Annotated in this window: 22 protein-coding genes, 1 tRNA gene, 1 pseudogene and 1 riboswitch; of the genes and pseudogenes, 11 read left to right on the forward strand and 13 right to left on the reverse strand. The window is 40.7% G+C overall.

Annotated features, from left to right (window positions below; genetic code table 11):
* Nucleotides 1–249 precede the first annotated feature (249 nt).
* Together AC5JMF_RS14190 and AC5JMF_RS14195 are read right to left on the reverse strand one after the other, a co-directional pair.
* A complete protein-coding gene (locus tag AC5JMF_RS14190) occupies nt 250–1,224 on the reverse strand; it encodes a DUF1517 domain-containing protein (RefSeq protein WP_495796371.1) in 975 nt (324 codons plus the stop codon).
* A 427-nt stretch (nt 1,225–1,651) separates the two neighbouring features.
* Nucleotides 1,652–2,116, reverse strand: coding sequence for a hypothetical protein (locus tag AC5JMF_RS14195; protein ID WP_495796372.1), 465 nt, complete (start codon nt 2,114–2,116; stop codon nt 1,652–1,654).
* 213 nt (nt 2,117–2,329) lie between these two features.
* Here AC5JMF_RS14195 and AC5JMF_RS14200 point away from each other — a divergent pair, with 213 nt between their 5' ends.
* From AC5JMF_RS14200 to AC5JMF_RS14210, 3 genes are all read left to right on the forward strand, one after another.
* Nucleotides 2,330–3,226 carry a YihY/virulence factor BrkB family protein gene (locus tag AC5JMF_RS14200; RefSeq protein WP_495796373.1) on the forward strand — a complete coding sequence of 299 codons (897 nt, stop codon included), beginning with the start codon at nt 2,330–2,332 and terminating at the stop codon, nt 3,224–3,226.
* 69 nt (nt 3,227–3,295) lie between these two features.
* Nucleotides 3,296–3,802 carry a DUF4112 domain-containing protein gene (locus AC5JMF_RS14205; protein ID WP_495796374.1) on the forward strand — a complete coding sequence of 169 codons (507 nt, stop codon included), beginning with the start codon at nt 3,296–3,298 and terminating at the stop codon, nt 3,800–3,802.
* A gap of 30 nt (nt 3,803–3,832) precedes the next feature.
* Nucleotides 3,833–4,768, forward strand: coding sequence for an alpha/beta fold hydrolase (locus tag AC5JMF_RS14210; RefSeq protein WP_495796375.1), 936 nt, complete (start codon nt 3,833–3,835; stop codon nt 4,766–4,768).
* A gap of 325 nt (nt 4,769–5,093) precedes the next feature.
* On the opposite strand, the gene AC5JMF_RS14215 is transcribed toward AC5JMF_RS14210, so the two are convergent.
* On the reverse strand, nt 5,094–5,249 hold the full coding sequence (locus AC5JMF_RS14215) for a hypothetical protein (protein WP_495796376.1): 156 nt from the start codon (nt 5,247–5,249) through the stop codon (nt 5,094–5,096).
* Nucleotides 5,250–5,441: 192 nt separating this feature from the next.
* On the reverse strand, nt 5,442–6,134 hold the full coding sequence (locus AC5JMF_RS14220; RefSeq protein ID WP_495796377.1) for a helix-turn-helix transcriptional regulator: 693 nt from the start codon (nt 6,132–6,134) through the stop codon (nt 5,442–5,444).
* Nucleotides 6,135–6,277: 143 nt separating this feature from the next.
* On the opposite strand from AC5JMF_RS14220, the gene AC5JMF_RS14225 reads away from it, so the two are divergent.
* The 4 genes and pseudogenes from AC5JMF_RS14225 to AC5JMF_RS14240 all read left to right on the forward strand — a co-directional run bounded on the left by AC5JMF_RS14225 (nt 6,278) and on the right by AC5JMF_RS14240 (nt 8,380).
* The gene (locus tag AC5JMF_RS14225) at nt 6,278–6,712 is read left to right on the forward strand and encodes a DUF6220 domain-containing protein (RefSeq protein ID WP_495796378.1); all 435 of its coding nucleotides are present in this window, start codon (nt 6,278–6,280) and stop codon (nt 6,710–6,712) included.
* Between the two features lie 18 nt (nt 6,713–6,730).
* Entirely contained in the window at nt 6,731–7,234 is a 504-nt protein-coding gene (locus tag AC5JMF_RS14230; RefSeq protein WP_495796379.1) for a sulfurtransferase, read from the forward strand.
* Nucleotides 7,235–7,282: 48 nt separating this feature from the next.
* A pseudogene (locus tag AC5JMF_RS14235) lies at nt 7,283–7,567 on the forward strand (sulfurtransferase); the annotation flags it as partial.
* Nucleotides 7,568–8,161: 594 nt separating this feature from the next.
* Complete coding sequence (locus tag AC5JMF_RS14240; RefSeq protein ID WP_495796380.1) at nt 8,162–8,380, forward strand: DUF4327 family protein; 219 nt, start codon at nt 8,162–8,164, stop codon at nt 8,378–8,380.
* Nucleotides 8,381–8,460: 80 nt separating this feature from the next.
* Here AC5JMF_RS14240 and AC5JMF_RS14245 read toward each other — a convergent pair whose 3' ends face one another.
* The 4 genes from AC5JMF_RS14245 to AC5JMF_RS14260 form a co-directional block, all read right to left on the reverse strand.
* Nucleotides 8,461–9,741, reverse strand: a complete 1,281-nt coding sequence (locus AC5JMF_RS14245; protein WP_495796381.1) for a protein kinase domain-containing protein — start codon at nt 9,739–9,741, stop codon at nt 8,461–8,463.
* Nucleotides 9,742–9,860: 119 nt separating this feature from the next.
* Complete coding sequence (locus tag AC5JMF_RS14250; protein ID WP_495796402.1) at nt 9,861–11,897, reverse strand: serine/threonine phosphatase; 2,037 nt, start codon at nt 11,895–11,897, stop codon at nt 9,861–9,863.
* Between the two features lie 284 nt (nt 11,898–12,181).
* On the reverse strand, nt 12,182–13,573 hold the full coding sequence (locus AC5JMF_RS14255; protein WP_495796382.1) for a PAS domain-containing sensor histidine kinase: 1,392 nt from the start codon (nt 13,571–13,573) through the stop codon (nt 12,182–12,184).
* Nucleotides 13,574–13,721: 148 nt separating this feature from the next.
* Nucleotides 13,722–14,318, reverse strand: coding sequence for a pseudouridine synthase (locus tag AC5JMF_RS14260; protein WP_495796383.1), 597 nt, complete (start codon nt 14,316–14,318; stop codon nt 13,722–13,724).
* A 157-nt stretch (nt 14,319–14,475) separates the two neighbouring features.
* On the opposite strand from AC5JMF_RS14260, the gene AC5JMF_RS14265 reads away from it, so the two are divergent.
* Nucleotides 14,476–15,264 carry a Uma2 family endonuclease gene (locus tag AC5JMF_RS14265; protein ID WP_495796384.1) on the forward strand — a complete coding sequence of 263 codons (789 nt, stop codon included), beginning with the start codon at nt 14,476–14,478 and terminating at the stop codon, nt 15,262–15,264.
* Between the two features lie 78 nt (nt 15,265–15,342).
* Here the strand turns inward: AC5JMF_RS14265 and AC5JMF_RS14270 are convergent, their stop codons facing one another.
* From AC5JMF_RS14270 to AC5JMF_RS14280, 3 genes are all read right to left on the reverse strand, one after another.
* Nucleotides 15,343–15,807: a HEPN domain-containing protein gene (locus AC5JMF_RS14270; protein ID WP_495796385.1), complete on the reverse strand. Its 465-nt coding sequence runs from the start codon at nt 15,805–15,807 to the stop codon at nt 15,343–15,345.
* The gene (locus tag AC5JMF_RS14275; protein WP_495796386.1) at nt 15,804–16,889 is read right to left on the reverse strand and encodes a GmrSD restriction endonuclease domain-containing protein; all 1,086 of its coding nucleotides are present in this window, start codon (nt 16,887–16,889) and stop codon (nt 15,804–15,806) included. The genes AC5JMF_RS14270 and AC5JMF_RS14275 overlap by 4 nt, the downstream gene beginning before the upstream one ends.
* Before the next feature lie 34 nt (nt 16,890–16,923).
* Entirely contained in the window at nt 16,924–17,061 is a 138-nt protein-coding gene (locus AC5JMF_RS14280) for a hypothetical protein (RefSeq protein WP_495796387.1), read from the reverse strand.
* Nucleotides 17,055–17,151: riboswitch (TPP riboswitch) on the forward strand. It overlaps the preceding gene by 7 nt.
* 6 nt (nt 17,152–17,157) lie before the next feature.
* Here AC5JMF_RS14280 and thiC point away from each other — a divergent pair.
* Nucleotides 17,158–18,531, forward strand: coding sequence for a phosphomethylpyrimidine synthase ThiC (gene thiC, locus AC5JMF_RS14285; protein WP_495796388.1), 1,374 nt, complete (start codon nt 17,158–17,160; stop codon nt 18,529–18,531).
* A gap of 192 nt (nt 18,532–18,723) precedes the next feature.
* Here thiC and pyrE read toward each other — a convergent pair whose 3' ends face one another.
* Nucleotides 18,724–19,344, reverse strand: coding sequence for an orotate phosphoribosyltransferase (gene pyrE, locus AC5JMF_RS14290; protein WP_495796389.1), 621 nt, complete (start codon nt 19,342–19,344; stop codon nt 18,724–18,726).
* Nucleotides 19,345–19,445: 101 nt separating this feature from the next.
* On the opposite strand from pyrE, the gene AC5JMF_RS14295 reads away from it, so the two are divergent.
* A complete protein-coding gene (locus AC5JMF_RS14295; RefSeq protein WP_495796390.1) occupies nt 19,446–19,880 on the forward strand; it encodes a hypothetical protein in 435 nt (144 codons plus the stop codon).
* Between the two features lie 115 nt (nt 19,881–19,995).
* Nucleotides 19,996–20,493, forward strand: a complete 498-nt coding sequence (locus tag AC5JMF_RS14300) for a hypothetical protein (protein ID WP_495796391.1) — start codon at nt 19,996–19,998, stop codon at nt 20,491–20,493.
* Nucleotides 20,494–20,673: 180 nt separating this feature from the next.
* Here AC5JMF_RS14300 and AC5JMF_RS14305 read toward each other — a convergent pair.
* Nucleotides 20,674–20,746, reverse strand: a tRNA-Ile gene (locus tag AC5JMF_RS14305).
* Between the last annotated feature and the right edge of the window lie 221 nt (nt 20,747–20,967).

The raw sequence follows: 20,967 nt of genomic DNA on the forward strand, positions 1-20,967 counted from the left end.
GCCAGAAAATTTATTTTCTGGCGAGTATCCGACTTTTGCAAGAGGTCTATTGATTTGACAATAAATAATATTTGCTTTTTCTCAGCTAAAAATTATATAAAAGCAAATATATCTGGCTAAAATTTTTCTTATACTCCCACACTGAATACAGTGTGGGGCTTCTGTCGGTTCAAGCTAAATGAAAGCCTCATCAGAATTCTGATGAGGCTTTTGGTACGCACCATGACGCGTCTCTTTAATTTTCAGTCTTTAAACAAGTCTCAAATCGGGATACCCTGCCAACACATCATCAGATGTTAAAGTATCGCCTTCTGCTTGCGGAGTCCAAAGTACTTCAATTGCCAAAAGTTGATCGCTAGACATACTACCAAATTGCCGCAAAGCTTGACGCAAGTCATCAGTGCTGTTAATTTTTGGGATTTCAAATTTACCCAATGTCGCCGCCAGCAAAGTGACGATGATATATTCTCCAGGGCCTTCGCTAATGAGGCGAGTAGGATTATCGAGTTCACCAGCAGGTGGTAAAGCTTCGTTAGCAAGAGCTGCTTTTAGCTGGTTGTTGACATTAGAAAGAGTTTCTTCACTAAACTTGCTACGTTCTGCTAATGATAAGCGGTTGAACTGTGCTTCAGCAGAGTTAAGCTTTGCTTGCTGAGTTCCAACACCTGCATATACCCAATACTCAGGATGACGCAGTAAAGCTAAACTAGCTTCTTGTAGCACTTCTGCTCTCCCCTCTGGGGAGTTGGTATCAGCAGTTTCGGCAATGTGGTTGAGTTCACTTTGCAAATCACGAGCTTGCGCTAACAAACCAACTTGCAAACGATTTACAGAAACAGTGGGGTTATCGCTGTAACCGACTTCTGTTTCACCGCTGGAGGCACGGCGGAAGCTTTGCACCAAGAAGTTAGCGATCGCCAAAAAGATTAAGATAGTAAACAAACCGCCAAACCCTCCCCCAATACCCCAGAAGGGAATCAAGAAAGGAAAGCCAAATCCACCGCCAGGATAAGGAGCGTAGTATCCCCCACCGCCACCAGGCGCGTAGGTACGGGGTGTGTAAGTGCGGCTAGAAGGCGCTCTGAAGGAACCGCCACCAATTCTACCACCACTACGGGCGGCTAATGCTCCATCGGCGTGACCAAGTGCCAAAGTCAACACTAAGCTGAGGACAAAGAAAACTTTTAACAGCGGTTTGATGGTCTGTTGTAGTTGTTTACGCATAATACATACAATCGCTTGAAAAAGGGTATTGGTTAAGATTTCTCCTCATCTGGTAGGAGTTCTGAGGGAGTAATGCCGCGTCACAAGCAAGCGAGTTTTTAATTGGCTTTGTAAGCTACATATCCAATCTACCGCGTCTTATCTTAGGTAAGCAGCGATCGCAGGAGGGATTTCTCAAGTAGATAACCGTACCTCGAAACACCTTCCTAATCATGTAACTTTGGGATCAATTAATGATCGCCAGCCGACAATACTTTTCTGTGTCTAAGAAAAATTAATTACAAAGAAAGGGAACAGGGAACAGTTCGATTTTACACCCAGTACACAATCCCTTTTACGCTATACGCCTATGTAATCAATCACACAACAAGGGTATAGAACTGAACTTCCCCCACTCCCCACTCCCCACTCCCCTCTTCATAAGCAGTTAAGAATTTTCAGTTTCTGCTTCTGCTCGCTGGTGTGCCAAACTATCTATGGCATCACCCAAAGCCGTAGTAAGACTTTTACGGGTTTGAGCATGGTTTTCTTGCTCAGTTTTTAAAGCTTGCACCAAGCGATCGCGCTCTTTAACCACCGCTATCAGTTTAGCTTGTAACTCCTCTACAGATTTAAGTTCTGCTATTTCTTGTTGGATAGCTGTTACTGCTGTATCTTCAACATATATTCTTGCCTCAATACCTTGGGGCTTTTCAACTTCTGCTTTTAAAGATGCGATCGCTACTTGAGATAAATGGGTATCTCGACGGCGTTGTTCTGCCTCTGTATTGTAGAGTTGACGCCATTTTTCAGCACTTTCCCAAGCAGCATCGCGCTCTTGTTGCAATTGCGCCATCTGCTGTTTAATTGCCTGAATTTCCGCCAACCATTGTTGTGTTAAGTTTTGATTCATAGTCATTGGGACTGGGGACTGGGTACTGGGGATTGGGGATTGGGGACTGGGGAATTGTCATCGATTATTCTCCGCGTCCCCTCACTCCCTCATCTCCCCTTCACCCTCCAAAAGCAGTATTATTACGGAAAAATGTAGTAAAAAGATAGATGCGATCGCCAGTTAAATTTGGCACATTAATGAAGAATCTGACTAGTGTTTATGCAAAATTTCATGGCGAATCCTCGTTTTGTCCGCTTTTTTCGTCACCTCAATTGGCGTATACTCAAGAAAACTTTTGCCAGGACAACCGAAAGAAGACTTTTGGGACTTGCCTCAGAAATTGCCTTCAATGCAATGTTATCGCTATTTCCAGCTATTCTTGCTCTGATCACAGCGATCGGTTTATTTGAAGAATCCCTGCAAGATACATTTAAACAACTAGCAAATCAAATTAGTCAAGTTGCCCCAGAAGAAGCTCTAGTTCTAATTCGTGATTTTGCTACTACAGAAATTACCAACCCCAAAAACAGTGGTTTATTTTCTCTCAGCTTTGTCTTAGCAATCTGGACTGCTTCGGGAGCAATAAGTACTGCTATGACTGCCTTTGATCAAATTCACCAAATTCCATCAGAAAAAATCCGCCCTTTTTGGAAAGCCAAACTCGTGTCTTTGGGATTGACAATTGGTACTCTTTTGCTTTTTGTGTTGGCTTCTTTTTTAGTGTTTATCAGCGATTTACTATTAGAAATGGTAGTGCATAAAAATGGTTCTTTGATTTTTTTGCTGCATCTTTGGGAACTGTTACGCTGGCCTTTAGCTTTAGGTATCGTTGCCACCGCATTCGGCTTTATCTACCGCTATGGCCCTAGTGTGTGGAACTCAGGTACACCAATGATGCCAGGAGCAATTATCGCTGCTGTTTTCTGGGCGATTTTATCTGGACTGTTTCGGCTTTATGTCGCGAATTTTGGCAATTATAATAAAGTATATGGTGCTGTCGGAGCTGTGATTGTTCTCATGCTCTGGCTATGGATGAGTGCCTCGGTTTTATTAGTGGGGGATCAGTTAAATGTGACTGTAGGCGAAGATATGCGCTCCAAAGCGCAGTCACAAAATTCACAATCATAGAAATAGTTGAAAAATCTCAGTAGGGCAGTAAAATATCTAACAATCCAATACAAATAAGCGATCGCTCCAATGCCTGATTCCACATCTCGATTTTCGATGATTGAACCTGATGCGAAAGCACCCACCCTAAAACGCTTACGTCAAATTAGTCGCCTACTGGACAATTATATTACTATTCCTGGTACACAAGTAGGAATTGGTCTAGATCCAATTATCGGACTTATACCTATTGGCGGTGATTTTTTAGGAGTCATGCTTTCTTGCTACATTATCCTAGAAGCCGCACGACTAGGTGTACCCAGTGCCACTTTAGGCAGAATGATTGTGAATGTAATTGTCGATAGCTTAGTTGGTGCCATACCGATATTAGGTGACTTTTTTGATTTTGCTTGGACGGCTAACACTCACAATGTCAAGCTATTGGAAGATTACTTAAGGTTTCCCAGCCAAAAAAACAACGCTAATAAATGGTTTATCTTTGCGGTTTTTGCAGGATTATTATTGATTGCCATTGTCTTAGTAGCGTTGCCTGTGATAATAATTAGAATGCTGTGGCAAGTCTTAACTGGCAGTTAAATTAGTTATTGGCAAATTATTAACACAAGAATGAAAGATTGGTGGCAAACCACTTTTCCGCAAGGACGGCAAAATCTAATTATTAGTGATGCTAAAGGCTATCCTGTAAAAATTGCCTATGGTGAAAAAGGTAGAGGTAAACCATTAGTTTTATTACACGGTATGGGCAGTTGGAGTTACAATTGGCGCTACAGCATCACACCATTATCTAAGCATTTTCGAGTCATTTGTTTTGATGCTAAAGGTTATGGTTTTTCCGAAAAACCATTATCTCGTCCTGAACATAACGATCATCAAATTATTGAATTTGAGCGAGTTATTCAAGAGTTATGTGATGAACCAGCAGTGATTGTAGCAGAGTCTTTAGGAGGATTAATTGCCCTTGCCCTTGCTCAAAGAAACCCCAATTTGATCGGGCGATTAGTAGTAGTTAATGTACCTATCTTTACTGAAAGCTTACCCCATTGGGCTATGTGGTTGCTTGCCCACACACCTACAGAAATATTGCAAACAATTGACTCCCTACGCCTAGCATATCTGTTTGCGCCTCTCTTTAGAGAAGTAATGGCAATAGAAAGACGTAAGGTGCTATTTGACCCATCAACACTAACAGAGGAAGATATATACTGGATAACTTACCCGTTTATTGAACTACCTGGTACTATTGCCAAAGTTGCAGAAGAACTAAAAATAGCAGCACTGGAAATTGAGAATTGGCAAACCAATAAACCAAATATGCTGAGTAAGATTCAAGATAATTTAGGTGCTATTAAATGTCCCACATTAATTTTGTGGGGTGAACAAGATAGTTGGTTTCCGGCTAGACATGGTGAAAAATTACACCGTTGCATTGCCAATTCCAAGTTAAAAATTTTACCTAACTGCTGTCACGATGCTTCTACTGGTGCATTTAAAATGGTGAATGCAGCTATTCTAAAGTTTTTACAGGACACCAATTTTCTCTAAAAAATATTTGAAAAATTGCCAAAAACCATTATGCTATCCAATAACAGCTTATTTGCTGTTTGTTGATTTCTCACACGATTTGGAAAGCTACGTCAGATAAAATTCTGGCATTGCTTGTAGTTGAGTTTTATTAAAACGATAAAAGTCTCTATCAGCAATGCTTACAATTTTAATCTTGTGATAGAAATCCAAATCGTGTTTTTTTGGATTTCAAGATGAATATACCTAATGCAATATTAATAGTGACATATTCTTAACACCTAATTGCTCTAGACTAGAGGTATAAGAATATATCACATATCTTAACTAACACCCTATTGCTAGCCTAATAAGTGTCAGAGAAAGTTAGCTTACCTTTAGGAGTCCCTGTTGGGAAATCTTTATCCAAAGCTGAACCATCTTTGAGTCCTTGGGTTAAAACTTGAACATCACCAAAAACAGTAAGTTTAGGTTGAGTATAGGGCTTTAGGTGAGATTTCATACTTTCCTCATGTAATTTGTTTGTTGACTGGTTTGTACATGCATCTGAAAACTGTTATCACTAGACTTTTGAAAATTGCATCAGTCTATTAAACATATTCTTGCTATGCATATGATTAAAGGATATTACGGTTAAAATAACAAACTGCAAGTGATTTTAATCACCTTTGTAATGTGATCAACAACATAAAAGCTAGGTCTTCAGTTGAGAAACCGATGTACTAGATACTAGTTGTGCAACCATCCCGGCACGAGACGAAACTTTCAGCTTGCGAAACATGCGCTTTAAGGCTTGCTTAACAGAATTTTCTTGAATCCACAAGGTTGAGCCAATTTCGGCATTTGTGAGTCCTTGTGCCACCAGTTCGGCAATTTGAATCTCGCGGGGTGTTAAAGAATTTACATGTGAAAAATCACATTTCGGAGATTGCGACTGTATTGTTACTAGCCAGGTTGAAAGATGCAAGCAAAGGGCACTCAAATCAACCAAATCTTGAGTATTAAAAGCAGGTGTATCTCGATGACGGGTAAAACCAACTCCACCAACCAAACAACCATTGCTGACAATTGGCCCAGCCATCACATGTCCATGATCAGGACGCGGACAAATTACCCGCCAAAGTTCCGGCGATAATAACAATCCTTCATGAACTGGAGCATGTTGTTTAATGAGGTAGCGTAAAACTGGATTATGTTCTACGGATACAGCTAATTTCGCCATGCTTGGAAGATTGGCATTGACCAAGGGAAGTTGATCTAAGAAAAAAATTCCCCAACGTTGGGCGGCAAAATATTCGCCAACTTTAACCATGATCTGCTGTCTTAATTCTTCTTCATTACGAGCATGGGCGATCGCTTGAAATAGAGACTGCAAAGAATTTACCATGATTATTTAGCTTGGGCGTAGAAGTCAGCTTGAGATAGAGATATCCTGTCGCAAACTGTACACGATCGAGGACTAGATTAACCAGAGAATCAGAAATATCTTAGTTTTAGCTCATCTTGATTCATCTGCAAGATCACTCTAGCATGACCATAACTCCTATTTCTGACGACAGCGTACAAGCATCCTTAAGGCGAAGTCAGCTTTGGTTTTCTCGTGTGGCTTCACTCTTTAATATCTGTCTTTTGGCCCAAGTTTTAACCGTGGGCATAGCATATTTTCATAACCCTGAGTGGTGGAAAATCCACATTTGGTTGGTGCGTGGTTACAGTTGGCTGTCACTACTTTTGTTGGTATGGGTGTTCTTGAATCCATTTCCTCAAAGAGTCCGGAGTCTGACTGTAAGTATGCCAGTGCTGCTAGGAATGCAATTTTTGACAATTCACCTCAAATCATCTTTACCTTTAGCAGTGCTTCATCCACTCATCGGATTTATGCTTTTTTCTGTTTCCACAACCTTAGTTCATCGGGCGCGGCATCTAGTTTTTCCGACGCCAGACGATGAAATTTATGCTAATTGAGCAATGAGGCAAAGATTGATGTTTGATTACGCACACCCTGAAGTCATCGTTGATACTCAATGGCTTGCTGAGCATTTAGATAACTCCAATATTTGCTTGATAGAAGGAGATATAAATTCTCAGGCATACGATACCGGACACATCCCTGGTGCAGTATTCTGGAACTTGCTCACCGCGTTTTTACTTCCTAATTACCAGACAAATTTTGATCCGGTTTCCTTGGAAGAATTGCTGACTCGTTCCGGTATTACAAATGATACAACCATAATTACATATGGCGATATTCCTGCCATTGGAGCATGGATCTTTTGGTTCTTAAAAGTTTTTGGTCATCATGATGTACGCATTCTCAACGGTGGGCGCCGCAAATGGATAGCAGAAAGACGCCCATTAACAGCCCAGCAACCAGTTGTGAAACCGAGTCAGTATCGCTTACAAAACCTTGATATCAGCCTGCGCGCATCACACGAGTATGTCAGAGAATCCATTAGACGGACAGATCGTATTTTAGTAGATGTGTGATCGCCCCAAGAGTATAGTGGTGAATGGTTCCATACTGAACCTCCAAAAGCAACAGAACGTGCAGGTCACATCCCTGGCGCGGTTCATATCTTTTACGAACTCGCCTTAAACGCAGATGGAACTTTTAAATCCTTCGAGGAATTGCAGACACTTTACAGCAGCAGGAGTCTGACCGCAGATCACCAAATTATCACCTACTGTGCCGTAGGAGCGCGATCAGCACACACCTGGTTTATCTTGAAATATTTATTGGGCTATTTGCATGTACTTAACTACAATGGCTCATGGCACGAATGGAGCAAACTACCCGATGCACCTATAGAGAGGGAGTAGGGAGTGGGGAGTAGGGAGTGGGGGAGAAATAACCAATTCCCCAATACCCCCATTCCCAATTCCCATACTTCGACTTTGCCCTTCGGCTTTGCTCAGGACAAGCTCAGCACAAGTTCCCCAGTCCCCACAATATTAAATTTATATAAAGATTTGCAAAAGATTTATTTAATCGCAGATGTTTGCAATTTATATCTAAAATAATATTTAGATATGAATTGCAAACTTCATTGTTAATCGAAAAAATTCCAAAATAACCAGCTTTTACTGACTTTTTGACAAAAATTACGTATCTGGTGACTAAAAACAATAAAGTTTTACAGATAGTCCCCATCTATGCTATGGGTGCAATCTTGTAGAGAACTAGGTTTTAGGTTCGTAGCTGAAGACAATTTCTGAGAAGATTAGAGTTTTATGGTGGTAATTACCGTACAAAACCGAAATTTTCAGGAAATGACTAGAGTTTGTTATGGTATAGTTAGAAAGTTAAGACTCGCTTTGCCAAAATATAGCACTCTACGAGCCGGCGACAATTGCAAAAAGGAAAGCAGTTTTGATTAAGCATTTACCAAATAAAATCTGAATTAATTTGAGGTTATGACTCAGCAAGTAATTCACCCTATGGTGAAATTGCAGCGTAACGTGCAATCACTAGTAGAATCAAATATCATCAAGCAGACCGATAGCATTTGGAAAATCGCTCTGCTATACGGTAATGAATGGCAGCACTGGAAACAGGAGCTGCTCGATTTTGGATTTAGTATGCAAGACCCAATTAGTGAATTGCTAGCTGTGGAAGCTTGGGACGAAGGGTAAGGATTAGGTACTGGGTATAGGGGATTGGGTAATGGGAAAACCCCCTCTACCCAGTCCCTAGTCCCCAGTACCAAGTTTCTTTAGTAACATGCTGCTAGTGCAGCAACAAGTTCTTTGGCATCTTGATAGCGATCGCGCGGCAGTGGTTCTGTAACACGGTCAATGACATCTCTTAATTGAGAAGTGATCGTCGGAACTTTTGCCACATCAAACCTAAAGTTGCGCCCTCGTTGGCGATAAAACTTGAAGGGATTCTCCCCTGTGAGCAAAAAAATCAGCGTCGGCCCAATCGCATACAAATCGGATTGAGTCAAAGGTTGGCCTCGTTCTTGTTCTGGGGCACAGTAACCCTCTGCACCGATTCGAGTTCCAGGTGCTGTACCAATTTCCTTAACAGCACCAAAATCTAGCACTGCTACTTGATTATTGGCATTTCGTACCATCAGATTAGCGGGTTTAATATCGCGATGAATCAGTGGGGGGTCTTGGCTATGGAGATAGTCTAAGACATCGCACGTTTGGATCATCCAGGCGATCGCTTGGTTGGGCGTCACTGGCCCATTAGTATAGATACGCTTTTCTAAATCTTGTCCGTGAATTAATTCCATTGCTAAGTATTTTTTGCCACCTTCTACAAAGAAGTCGTAATACTTAGGAATTCCAGAATGATTGAGAGATTTGAGAGTATACGCCTCTCGCTCAAATAATTCTTGAGCCTTAGCAATTTTGGCCATATCAGCATTCATTTGCTTCAACACCAACAGCTGAGGTCTACCCCCTGTCAAACCTATTGCATCCCAGGCAAGGTAAGTAGTACCCATACCTCCTTGTCCCAAGGTTTTTAGCACTTGATAATGGCGAATTGTCTTTTCTACTGAGATGGGTTGACCACAATGGATACAAAACAAATTTTGTGGTGCATTACCTTCGTGCGTACAAGTGTAGGTTAATGGAGTTCTACTTCCTGAATACACTGTTGGATCAGTGTTTTCCTCCGTTTCTTGAGTTTCTTGCATCTGTAACCAAGGTCTTGATGCTGTCACCTCCTGAATTTGGAATTGCAATATTGGCCCACCCTGTGCCAGTTGCAAGAGGGAATTATCAGGTAGCAAGTTGTTAGTGACAAGAACGCCATTGAGAAAAGTACCATTCGTACCTTGGCTAATCACCTGCCAAGAAACACCATTACTACCAGCAGAACTGATTTGCCTAAGTTCTAAATGATGTCGAGAAACCAAACTATCATTTAAAACAACGTGATTATCTGCTGCTCGACCAATCCGAATCACAGAAGAGTTTTCAAAGCACCACTGCTTGAGCGATGTTTTTTGTTGCGGTTCTAACAGTGTCAAGATAATCACATTACGACCTAAGAGGTAAGGGATTGGGGGTTAGGGATGAGGGGCAAGGGGGCAGGGGGCAGGGGGAGAAATAAAAAATACTAGTTTCCCATTCCCCATTCCCCATTCCCCATTCCCCACTACCTTTGACTCTCCATATCTGGACGCACTTTTGCCCGGATAAGTATACCAGTAATGTTGTCATGACCATTGTATTGATTTGCTAAATCAATTAAGTCCATAATGCCTCTTTCTAGATTAGAGCTAGAACTAAGCAAAGGTTCTAAGTGAGTTTGCCAATGGGTTTCTAGTAAATCATTATCTGTTAAACCATCCGATGCTAAAAGTAGCAGAGTGTCTTCATTAATTTCAAAAAATTCAACATCGGGATTGATAGAGTGTTCGTCGCGGGGCCCTAAAGCTTGGGTGAGTTGGTAAGCATCTGGGCGGGCGTAAGCGATGCTCGCTTCTACTCCTCTGGTAATTTCCCGTTGCCCAACTTCATGGTCTACCGTGATTGTTTCGAGTCCTCGCTTGCGTGTTAAACGATAGAGGCGGCTATCCCCGACATGAGCAACTACTGCTTCAGTATCTTGAATTAAAAGCATTACTAAAGTTGTACCCATGCGCCCAACACCAGAACGGGCATCTTGTTGATTGAGTTCGTAAATCGCTTGATTTGCTAGATAAACTGCTTCACGAATGCTTTCTTCTGTTGGCAATTGGTTGTCAATCCAGTGTTCTTGAAAGTATTGGCGTAGGGTGTTGACTGCCAACTCGCTGGCTACTTCGCCACCAGCATGTCCGCCCATGCCATCGCAAAGAATATACAAACCGTGGGCTTGTAGAACTCTGTTTTTGGGCAATTCTAGTTTGTAAATTTTTGTTTCAATACCAAAGTAGTCTTCGTTATGTTGACGTTGACGTCCCACATCTGTGCGTCCTGCATCTTCTAAGCTGCTCAACTGCATTGAAAGCACAACTGTTGGCGAATCATCGTTTTTGGCAAAGATATCTTCTGATTCATCTGACTCATCTAGTTGTAGGTTGGTGGTTGCAGTGGGAAAATCTTCTGGTTGCGGAGGAACAGTTGGAGGTGCTTCTAGTTCTGAGAAAATTGCCTTTAGGCGTGATTGTAATTGAGCGATCGCTTCAATCTTTCCTAACTCTAAATCACCCAATAACTGCACTATAGAGCCAAATTGAGTCCTTTGTGATTGTCTAAATAAACTTTGCCAAACCCGTCCCAATACTTGGATAGTTAACAGTTCAGATTTTTGCGCTTGTGCATCTTCTGGTAACTCAGCAGCAGGTTGCAGATTCAATGGTTCCAAATATAATTGTCGCAGTCCCAGCGTTTGGTCTTCATCCAACCGCAAATTAGACAGATCTAAAAGACTTTGACGACCATTCACTGGTTCCAATACTGTCCATAGTTGGGTCATTTGATAGCACCACTGTAATATTTGTAACATACTAGTGCTTTCTTCTTGCCAGAGGTCTAGTAAAGGCTGCCAGTTTGAGCGGTCTTCAATCAGTACTACTTGTACATCATCCTGTTGCCATGCATCATGAACCAACGGAATTCCTGCTGGGTAAACTTGAGACTGTAAACTAATATAAAGTTTAGCCAAATTAGGTATTTCACTAGCTCCCACCGATGGTGTTACCAGCCCTTTTTGCTGATTGGCTAATATTGCCTCAATAGGTGATATTTGATATGGTTGACAATCTAAAACTCGCACACCGAATTCAGAGCTAGTAGCAATTTTTTCCTCATCTGGCAAAGGTTCTAACAATTGATAGTGCTGCTCTTGGTCTAAGTATGAGCCTAATGCGAGTTGAAAACCAACACAAGGAGATCCGGGAGATGAGGAAGATATTACTTCCTCATCTCCCGGTTGGTGAGCGGAGTCGTACTGCGAAGCAGAACCCGCAGGGTACCACATCTCCCTAACTCCCTTACTTTCTAATACCCCTTCAGAAATTCTTTTTCTAGCAATAATCGCCCACCAAACTGTGCCGCATTCGGTGCCACAGTTTTGACAATTTTGTGCATTCACAAGTACAGAGGTACTACATTCAGGACAAACCTTGTGGATCAGGGACGTGCCACAGCTTTGACAAAATTTGTTAGTATCCGAGTTTTCAAATTTACACTGAGGGCAAATCAGCATCATGGAAGTTCCTTAATTCCCATTCTCAGGTGCTTCTAGCCACTAAAATCCCAAGTGCCACAATTGGCCGCCCCTGCTGACAGTAGACCTACAAAAAATTGTGGTTTCACCAGTGAATATTGGTAGCAGTATTAATTGTGACGCATATTAGCTAATATTTCAGATCTTGGTTCATAAATGGGGAATTGGGAATTGGGAACTTGTACTGAGCGGAGTCGAAGTATTGGTGTTTTTTATTTCTCCCCCTGCTCACTGCCCCCTGCTTCCTCATCTCCTTAACTAAGCTAACTCAATGGTAATTGAACTTTAAAGCAGGTACGGTTTGACCCACTTTCCACCTCAATTGTTCCTCCTAGATGTCTGATAAGTTTTTGTACCAATGCTAGTCCTAATCCTGTGCCACCTTGCTTCCAAGGGTCATTGCTGGGAATGCGATAAAATTTATCGAAAATGCGTGATAATTCCGTGCTAGGTATTTCTATCCCAAAATTAACCACTTGAAATTGGATTTGTTGAGATTTTAATTGCGCTGTTACAATAATTTCTGCATCTGGAGGACTGAATTTACAAGCATTGGTTAGTAGTTCAATTAAGATCCGTTCTAGACTGAATGGATCACACATGAGTGAGGGAAGATGAGGCGCTATCTCGATTTGCAATTTTTGCTGATATAAATTGCGGTTTCGTGCTTTAAATAGTTCTACTACCCGGCATAGCCATTGCTGTACTTGAATTGTTTCTAAAACCCAAGGTTTAACATCTGTATCTAGTCGTTGTAAATCTAAAAAGTTATTAATTAAATTAATTTCTCGATCGCACTCGTTGTCTAAAATTTCAAAATAGCGAGCAGCTTTAGAGCGTTCTGTTTGTGGCTTTGCCATTTCTAATAAAAAGTTTTGCTCTCGATGCAGTGCGATTCCCAGCATCTGAATAGCCATTTTCATATTAGTTAGTGGTGTGCGTAGTTCATGAGAAACTGCACTAAGGAATTCATCTTTGAGGCAGTTGAGGCTTGCCATTTCCTCTAATTGCGATCGCACCGCTTCTTGAATTTTTTTAAGGGCAATTTCTACTTCTTTAAAGGTATCTTCTGCTTGTTTGTAAGCAGTAATATCTTCACACATCATCAGAATTATCAAATTTTTCTCTAGACATGATGATGTAGTGGGAAGATTTGTTAATCCTGGTTTTAGTTGCTTTTTTTCTCTAGTAAATTGCCTATCTCCCGGCAATATCCGCGCTACAATTTTTAACCAGACTATCTCAGTTGCAGGACAGTGCAAGCGAAATTCCCAATTAGTAACTGTGCTATTGGGTGAAGTTTTCAACAGTTCTGTGAATGCATTAGATAGCCTTTGTTGATCTGATTGCTCAAACAAGTTTAAAAAAGACTGATTGATCAATTGTTCAGGTTTGTAACCAAGACGGGATGCTCCAAACTGGTTCACAGATAAGATTATCCCTGTTGTATCTAAACTGAAGCAAATAGAGGGAAGATTGTCGTACAACTCACGATTCCACTGGGGTTCTTCTTGGGTACGATACAGCGTTTGTGTTGTGCGTAGTTCTACACTAGGAGATTTTTCCGGCACAAGTTCCAGGCGCGTAGGGGTTGTGGACAAGATATCTTGTTTTTGGCGATCACGATGCCAGATTGATTGCTGATTACGACTCATAAGACTTTAACTTGTACCCAAGCGCTGATTTTAATAGGTAAGGATAAAAAGCAGGAATTTTACTACTTTTTAACTTGATTTGGGCTAAATTTCCCAAATAAAAACTTATGTAAAGATGATCATTGATTTTCTGACAGTATACTTGCTTTTACCTGCCTAGACGCGCTTGAGGGTAATTATGCAGCGATTTCAGTTCAGAGTCAGTGAGGTCACGCCACTCACCCGGTTGTAGACCATCTAACTGGAGGTTGGCTATGCTTACCCTAATCAAACGCAAGGTCGGAAAACCTACAGATGCTGTCATTCGCCGTACTTGGCGATTTTTCCCTTCTTTGAGAGTTACCTCTAACCAAGCTGTCGGCACATTTTTGCGAAATCTAATTGGTGGGATGCGATCGCTTACGGGTGGTTCTGCTGATAATAGCCTGACTTGTGCTGGTTGAGTGCGGTAATCTTGAATTTCTACACCCATTTGCAACTTGGTTATAGCATCTATATCGGGAATTCGCTCTACTTGTACCCAATAAGTACGTTGATGTCCAAAGCGAGGATGAGCCAAGCGATGTTGTAATTGTCCATCGTTAGTTAATAACAGTAATCCTTCACTGTCCCAATCCAAACGCCCCACAGGATACACATCAGGAATTTGGATATAGTCTTTTAGGGTACTATGCTGAGGAGTTTCTTGTGTAAATTGACTGAGAACTCCATAGGGTTTGTGAAAAATAATATACCGATTTGTCATTTGTCATTTGTCAAGAGTTTTATCTTTCCCCTGATTCCCCTATACTCAGCCTAAAATAAATATAAATAAGTCTTCAAGCTAAACACCCATGTAATAAAGCAGACAGCAAAGGCTTGAAAATCCCCACTCCCTATTTTCCAGACACCGCCAAAGTTCTATGACTCTTGCCAAACCTTCTGAACTAGGCATTACCCATCTTCCAGACCATACAGAGTTACCAGAATCAGACGGAACTTTTGTGAAGAACTTTCAAGAACATCCTCAAAGTATCCTTCTGACCGACTCGATTACAAGTGTATTGCAGCAACTACATCCTGATCGTCAATACTGTATTGGTCAAGATTGCGGTATTTACTGGCGTTTGACCGAACCACCAGAAAGAGGTGCAGAAGCACCTGATTGGTTTTATGTACCTAATGTACCACCAGCTTTAAAGGGTAAGTTTCGCCGTTCTTATGTGTTATGGCAAGAATATATCGCACCATTAATTGTCTTAGAATTTGTGTCTGGTGATGGTTCAGAGGAACGAGACAAAACACCTTTAACTGGGAAATTTTGGGTGTATGAGCAGGCAATTCGGGTGCCATTTTATGGCATTTATGAAGTAAATAAAGCCTTGGTGGAAGTATATCACCTAATAGACGGTCACTATGAACTAGTGCCAGCTAATGAACGAGGTCACTATTCTATTCATCGAATGGGCGTTGAATTAGGCATTTGGCAAGGGCAATATAACAATATTGCAGCCCCTTGGCTACGCTGGTGGGATTTACAAGGGAATCTTTTATTGAGTAGTGAAGAGCGATCGCAGCTATTAGCAATACAGTTAGAGAGTAGTGAAGAGCGATCGCAGCTATTAGCACTACAGTTAGAACAAGAACAGCAACGAGCAGAACGCTTGGCAGAACGTTTACGTCAAATGGGAATTGACCCTAATCAATTGTAGAGATAAGTTTTTGTTATTTTTTTGTTATATTGATTAGTATATTTAAAATTTTAAACTGTTTTAACATAAATAATCATATTAAGGATTACATTGATTTTCAATCATTTTAATCACTTTAAATGCTTTTTCATAATAGTCTTTTATTGTTGCATACGTGATGCCAACGTCTTGACCATGAGCAATATTATTTCTGTTAGCTACAATACTATTAATTGCATCTTTTAATTCGCCTTCAGTGGCGTTTCTCAGATTTGATTCCCATTCTAGACTAAATGCTGCTGTTAACTGAAGTATTTTTTCCATTTTGGGGTTTTGTAAATCATCTAATTTACGTTCCACAAAGTTAGCTATATTTGGAATAGCCTTATTTTTTGCGTATTGACTATATATTGCACGTACTGAATTTTCTATAAAGCCTGAAACTAATATACATAAATATCTTGCCCAATGAGCTTTAAGTTCAATATCATCTGGTAATTGATTAACTTTTTCAAATAAGTTATCAAGTTTTTGTTTGGCTCGCATCACCTCAAGATTTTTCATTCTATTTCAGCAAACATATCAGTAGCAATTTTTATTCTACTGCTAACATTTTCTTCTTCAGATGTACGAGCTGTATTTACTGTTACTGCGAGAAAATTTTGATTTTCAAAAAGGCTGGTATATTTTGATTTCAATTCTTCACAGTTGTCGATATTACCCTTTTCTAGTCGGCGAGCAACACCTACCATAACTGCATCGAAAACAGATGCGTTTAAAACTTTTTTAGGCTTAAAAGCCTTATCACTAATACATTGATAAATTTTGTTAATCGTGATTTCAAATACATCTCTAATTTGTTTACTAGAATAGTATGTTAAATGCCTATTTTTGCCCATAAAATTGTTAAGAAATTCCTTCATAGGTTTTTTGTATTCATTATCTTGAAAATAAAGTGCAATGAATCGAAGAATGAGTTCTTCATCTCTCAAGTTTTTGTCATTTTTACCATATATAGACCGCCACGCAGAATTGTTATTGAGTTCCTTTAATAAATCGTTAAACTCTCCATGATAAATGGAAGAACGAATCTCTTGAGGCTCTAATCTTGTACCACCTGTATTCAGTCTTTGAAAAATATGATAAATACTACTGTCATCTTCAGATGGTTCATCTTGATTGACGATTGTTGCGTGTATGATTGAATCATCTAACCTGCGGCGGTCTTCATCTGAAAGAGACTTGTATGTCCGTTCCTCAAATTGAGGTTGTACACCTTTAAGAGCAAACTCTTTATCTTTATTATTAACTTGAAAGATCCCAGTATAGAAATATTGAAGTGTCCGCAATCGTTGTTGTCCATCAATCACTAACAGTTTTTGTGTTTCTTTTTCTTTTGATAGAAAAATACCTGGAACTGGTAGTCCAAGTAAAAGTGATTCTATAAAACGTGAAGCTTGCTCCAATTTCCATACATAACGACGTTGAAGTGAAGGTATGTATATACTGCCGTTTTTTAAACGGTTTACAAGACTGTCAACAGGGTAATCTGCTCCATAGCTAGTGATTGAGTATTTAAATGGAATGATTTCATTTTCCTCATCCTCCCAATTCTCTGGACTTTGAGTTAAAGTTTCTTCATCCATAAAACTTTGTAAAGTCTGCGCGTCGTTATTTGGTTCAATTGTGTTCATCCTTCAGCGTCACCTCTTGATATTTCATTACAAAATCATTATAGCGATCGCTCTTTCCTACATCCTCAGGAATTGTTAACTCATTGCACCGCACCACAACCAAAGTGGTACAATCTACAACCATGCTAGGGGTGCCTGAGTAGCCAGGCTGAGATCACACCCTTAACACCTGAGTCTGGTTAATACCAGCGGAGGGAAGCTGTTTATCGAGGAATTCAATATGCGGACAGAATGGGTTGCTAAGCGGCGTGGCGAAAGCAATGTCTCTCAAATGCATTATGCACGAGCAGGTGTGATCACCGAAGAAATGCACTACGTCGCCCAACGAGAAAATCTTCCTGCGGATCTGATTCGTGAGGAAGTAGCGCGGGGGCGAATGATTATCCCTGCTAATATTAATCACACTAACTTAGAGCCGATGTGTATTGGTATCGCCTCTAAATGTAAAGTTAATGCTAATATCGGCGCTTCTCCCAACTCTTCAAATCTTCAAGAAGAAGTAGACAAACTTCACCTAGCAGTGAAGTATGGTGCTGATACCGTGATGGACTTGTCCACAGGTGGCGGTAACTTAGATGAAATTCGCACAGCCATTATCAAAGCTTCGCCCGTTCCTATTGGTACGGTGCCAGTTTACCAAGCTTTAGAAAGTGTCCACGGTACAATTGAAAAACTTACCGCCGATGACTTTCTCCACGTCATCGAAAAACACGCCCAGCAAGGCGTAGACTATCAAACCATCCACGCCGGCATTTTGCTCGAGCATTTGCCTTTAGTCAGAAGCCGTCTCACTGGTATCGTCTCGCGTGGTGGTGGGATTTTAGCACGCTGGATGCTGCATCATCACAAACAAAACCCACTTTATACCCACTTTAGAGACATCATTGAGATTTTCAAAAAGTACGATGTCTCCTTTAGCTTAGGGGATTCCCTGCGTCCTGGCTGCACCCATGATGCCTCAGATGCTGCACAACTAGCGGAACTCAAAACCCTCGGACAGCTAACTCGCAAAGCTTGGGAACATGACGTACAAGTGATGGTAGAAGGGCCAGGACATGTGCCAATGGATCAAATCGAGTTTAATGTCCGCAAGCAGATGGAAGAGTGTTCCGAAGCACCTTTCTATGTACTTGGGCCACTAGTGACAGATATAGCTCCTGGTTATGACCATATCACCTCAGCGATCGGGGCAGCAATGGCAGGATGGTACGGTACAGCAATGCTGTGTTACGTTACACCAAAAGAACATTTAGGATTGCCGAATGCCGAAGATGTGCGTAACGGCTTGATTGCTTACAAGATAGCAGCCCATGCCGCCGATATCGCCAGACATCGCCCAGGCGCAAGAGACAGAGATGATGAACTCTCCCGTGCCCGTTACAATTTCGATTGGAATCGTCAGTTTGAATTATCTCTTGACCCAGAAAGAGCTAAGGAATATCATGACGAAACTCTACCCGCAGACATCTATAAAACGGCTGAGTTTTGTTCGATGTGCGGGCCGAAATTCTGTCCAATGCAGACTAAAGTTGATGCTGATGCGTTGACGGAACTAGAGAAATTCCTGGCGAAAGAACCTGTAGCGCAAAGTTAATTAACTAAATAGCCCGTCTTAGTCTTGTGGGCTTTCTGCTCTCAACGCTGTAATGGATGACACAAAGAGAAGCAAAAAAGGTAAGGGTTGGTCAAGCCGATGTTCTTGATTGATCCAACATGACCAACATTCAAGTAAAAAAGTAATATAAAGGATGCGAACACTGTGCGATCGCATCCTTTATATTATTCTTTATCTCCCCAATTCTCGATACCTTTTCTGAATCTCTTCAATCGTAAATAACGCTGCAAATTTCAACCCAGCAGACTCATATAATTCTGCCCCACCTTGCTGACGGTCTACCAGTGCAATTACTTGCTCTACAGTATAGTTTGCTGCCTTCAATCGTTCCACAGCTTTCAGTGCAGATTGTCCAGTAGTAACAACATCTTCTAACACTACGACTTTTGCACCTTCTGGTAAACTGGGGCCTTCAATATAAGCCCTTGTTCCATAGCCCTTGGCTTCTTTACGAATAATTAGGGCTGGTATCGGGCGATTTTCGTAGACAGAAACTACACTCACCGCAGCCACGATGGGGTCAGCCCCCAGTGTTAAACCACCTACGGCTTGCGTATCTATTGGTAGCATTGGAAACAATAAACGAGCGATCGCCAACGCACCTTGGGGATGAAGTGTCACCTGAGTCTTGTTGACGTAATAAGAACTACGTAGCCCTGAAGAGAGGACAAAATCACCCTCCTGATAAGCGAGTTGACAAAATAAATCTAGTAACTTCTGGCGCAAGGTAGTCAAATCAGCAGTAGCCGCCCAAATATCCGAGTGGTTAAGAGTTTCAGTAGGATACGTCATTACAAAACAATAAAGGTTGTGCTACACCAAAGGTTGAACTGATCAGAGTTCTGAAATTAAGCATAAGTTAAGATTTGCCCAAAAGTTGAGGAGTAATAAAGATGGGTATAAAATTTAAAATCTTTAGTAGTGTATTAGTATTATTTGTTACTTGTGCTACTTTTCCCTCAGTTGCATCTGCCCAGACGGCAACACCCAATTATGAAACTACGAATGATGTATTTGAAAGAGCTTACTTTCGATACGATCGCAATTTCTACGAGAACGGTAGTTTCAAGCGTCAGCTAGACTCTTTTTTAGGGTCTGGCACAATTTTCCGCAATTCTTTTCCAGAGAATGAAATCGCCCGCGATGCTGAATTGGTTAACACAGTTTACCACGATGTTCTTACCCAACAAGTTGGCAATGATCCGTATATTCGCACCCCTGATTTACCCAATCCTTACGATACATCACTGATGATGTCTCCTGGATTGAATACTAACAAACTGAAAGTCGGAACTGAATTCCGTTTTGATACTGTACCGCCTCGTTAAAAGTTCTGAAGATCTAAAACTGGGGTGAGGCAGCTTCGTCAGTATAGCTCACAAGCTGTCCTCAAGCATCAAATTACAAATCAGGGAATAGGAAACAGGGAACTTTGAGTTTTTTATGATTACTGAAATCAAACTAGGTCTTTGTAATCCACCAGAACCAATTTACATCTATGTAAATCAAGGTGAGTTAAACGGTAATCCTTATGTGTGGTATCGCTACGATGTTAATGGACAAAAAACTATCCCGATACAAGAAAAAGGATTGACTGGATATTTATCTGAACTGCGATTAACAACTAAAGAATTCAAAGGTAAAGACAATATTAAATTAGATATCGTTGTTTCTGCGGACGAAGTTTATGTGATTAGAACTGGTTTAGAAACAAACTTTGCTAAAACTTTTCTATTAGCATTATCGCAAGTTCAAGATTTATCTAAACCTCTAATTATTTCAGCAACTCCTGGAGAAGGAAATGTTGTTTTTTGTTGGCTATACGACGCATTAACTAAAACTAGAATTCGTAGAGAATGGAATCCTAATGCAGATTGGATGACAATAATTGATAGTATTCAATCTAAATTGCAGAGTGAATCGCAACCAAATAATTACTAACTCGTCATTCAAGGGATATCAACTCTTATAGATTGCAACTACGTTAAGTCAATGCACATAATCAAATATAAAAGTAATTAAAGCGGGCTAGAAACCTGCTTTTTTTCTGCTGATTAAAAAAACTAGAATTTGAAATGCAACTGCCAAGTTCACAAATTACTTACATTTTTGCTAATTTAGTGCGCCCTGCTGGAATCGAACCAGCCTGAAGGCGAATTATGAGTTCGCTGCCTCCCCAATCGGCCAAAGGCGCTCGTTTTATGAGATTTTGAGTTGGTATTATGAAATTATACCAGACCTTTAACTTAACAATAGTGGCTAACTTTTAGATTTTTGACTGGCACAACCTAATTCCTCATTATATCATAAGCTTACAACCTGTTAAAGCTCAAAACTGTTTACTAGCCTTTTATGATACATAACTTGACAGTAAAATGGTGCAGACTAATATGAATTAGGTTCTCTTAAGGATTG

It is taken from the genome of Desmonostoc vinosum (assembly GCF_059505385.1).

Bases quoted from the DNA above. Each gene is read 5' to 3' on its own strand.
- AC5JMF_RS14190 (WP_495796371.1), bottom strand. From the start codon at position 1,224: ATGCGTAAACAACTACAACAGACCATCAAACCGCTGTTAAAAGTTTTC.
- AC5JMF_RS14195 (WP_495796372.1), bottom strand. From the start codon at position 2,116: ATGAATCAAAACTTAACACAACAATGGTTGGCGGAAATTCAGGCAATT.
- AC5JMF_RS14200 (WP_495796373.1), top strand. From the start codon at position 2,330: ATGGCGAATCCTCGTTTTGTCCGCTTTTTTCGTCACCTCAATTGGCGT.
- AC5JMF_RS14205 (WP_495796374.1), top strand. From the start codon at position 3,296: ATGCCTGATTCCACATCTCGATTTTCGATGATTGAACCTGATGCGAAA.
- AC5JMF_RS14210 (WP_495796375.1), top strand. From the start codon at position 3,833: ATGAAAGATTGGTGGCAAACCACTTTTCCGCAAGGACGGCAAAATCTA.
- AC5JMF_RS14215 (WP_495796376.1), bottom strand. From the start codon at position 5,249: ATGAAATCTCACCTAAAGCCCTATACTCAACCTAAACTTACTGTTTTT.
- AC5JMF_RS14220 (WP_495796377.1), bottom strand. From the start codon at position 6,134: ATGGTAAATTCTTTGCAGTCTCTATTTCAAGCGATCGCCCATGCTCGT.
- AC5JMF_RS14225 (WP_495796378.1), top strand. From the start codon at position 6,278: ATGACCATAACTCCTATTTCTGACGACAGCGTACAAGCATCCTTAAGG.
- AC5JMF_RS14230 (WP_495796379.1), top strand. From the start codon at position 6,731: ATGTTTGATTACGCACACCCTGAAGTCATCGTTGATACTCAATGGCTT.
- AC5JMF_RS14240 (WP_495796380.1), top strand. From the start codon at position 8,162: ATGACTCAGCAAGTAATTCACCCTATGGTGAAATTGCAGCGTAACGTG.
- AC5JMF_RS14250 (WP_495796402.1), bottom strand. From the start codon at position 11,897: ATGCTGATTTGCCCTCAGTGTAAATTTGAAAACTCGGATACTAACAAA.
- AC5JMF_RS14255 (WP_495796382.1), bottom strand. From the start codon at position 13,573: ATGAGTCGTAATCAGCAATCAATCTGGCATCGTGATCGCCAAAAACAA.
- AC5JMF_RS14260 (WP_495796383.1), bottom strand. From the start codon at position 14,318: ATGACAAATCGGTATATTATTTTTCACAAACCCTATGGAGTTCTCAGT.
- AC5JMF_RS14265 (WP_495796384.1), top strand. From the start codon at position 14,476: ATGACTCTTGCCAAACCTTCTGAACTAGGCATTACCCATCTTCCAGAC.
- AC5JMF_RS14270 (WP_495796385.1), bottom strand. From the start codon at position 15,807: ATGAAAAATCTTGAGGTGATGCGAGCCAAACAAAAACTTGATAACTTA.
- AC5JMF_RS14275 (WP_495796386.1), bottom strand. From the start codon at position 16,889: ATGGATGAAGAAACTTTAACTCAAAGTCCAGAGAATTGGGAGGATGAG.
- AC5JMF_RS14280 (WP_495796387.1), bottom strand. From the start codon at position 17,061: ATGGTTGTAGATTGTACCACTTTGGTTGTGGTGCGGTGCAATGAGTTA.
- thiC (WP_495796388.1), top strand. From the start codon at position 17,158: ATGCGGACAGAATGGGTTGCTAAGCGGCGTGGCGAAAGCAATGTCTCT.
- pyrE (WP_495796389.1), bottom strand. From the start codon at position 19,344: ATGACGTATCCTACTGAAACTCTTAACCACTCGGATATTTGGGCGGCT.
- AC5JMF_RS14295 (WP_495796390.1), top strand. From the start codon at position 19,446: ATGGGTATAAAATTTAAAATCTTTAGTAGTGTATTAGTATTATTTGTT.
- AC5JMF_RS14300 (WP_495796391.1), top strand. From the start codon at position 19,996: ATGATTACTGAAATCAAACTAGGTCTTTGTAATCCACCAGAACCAATT.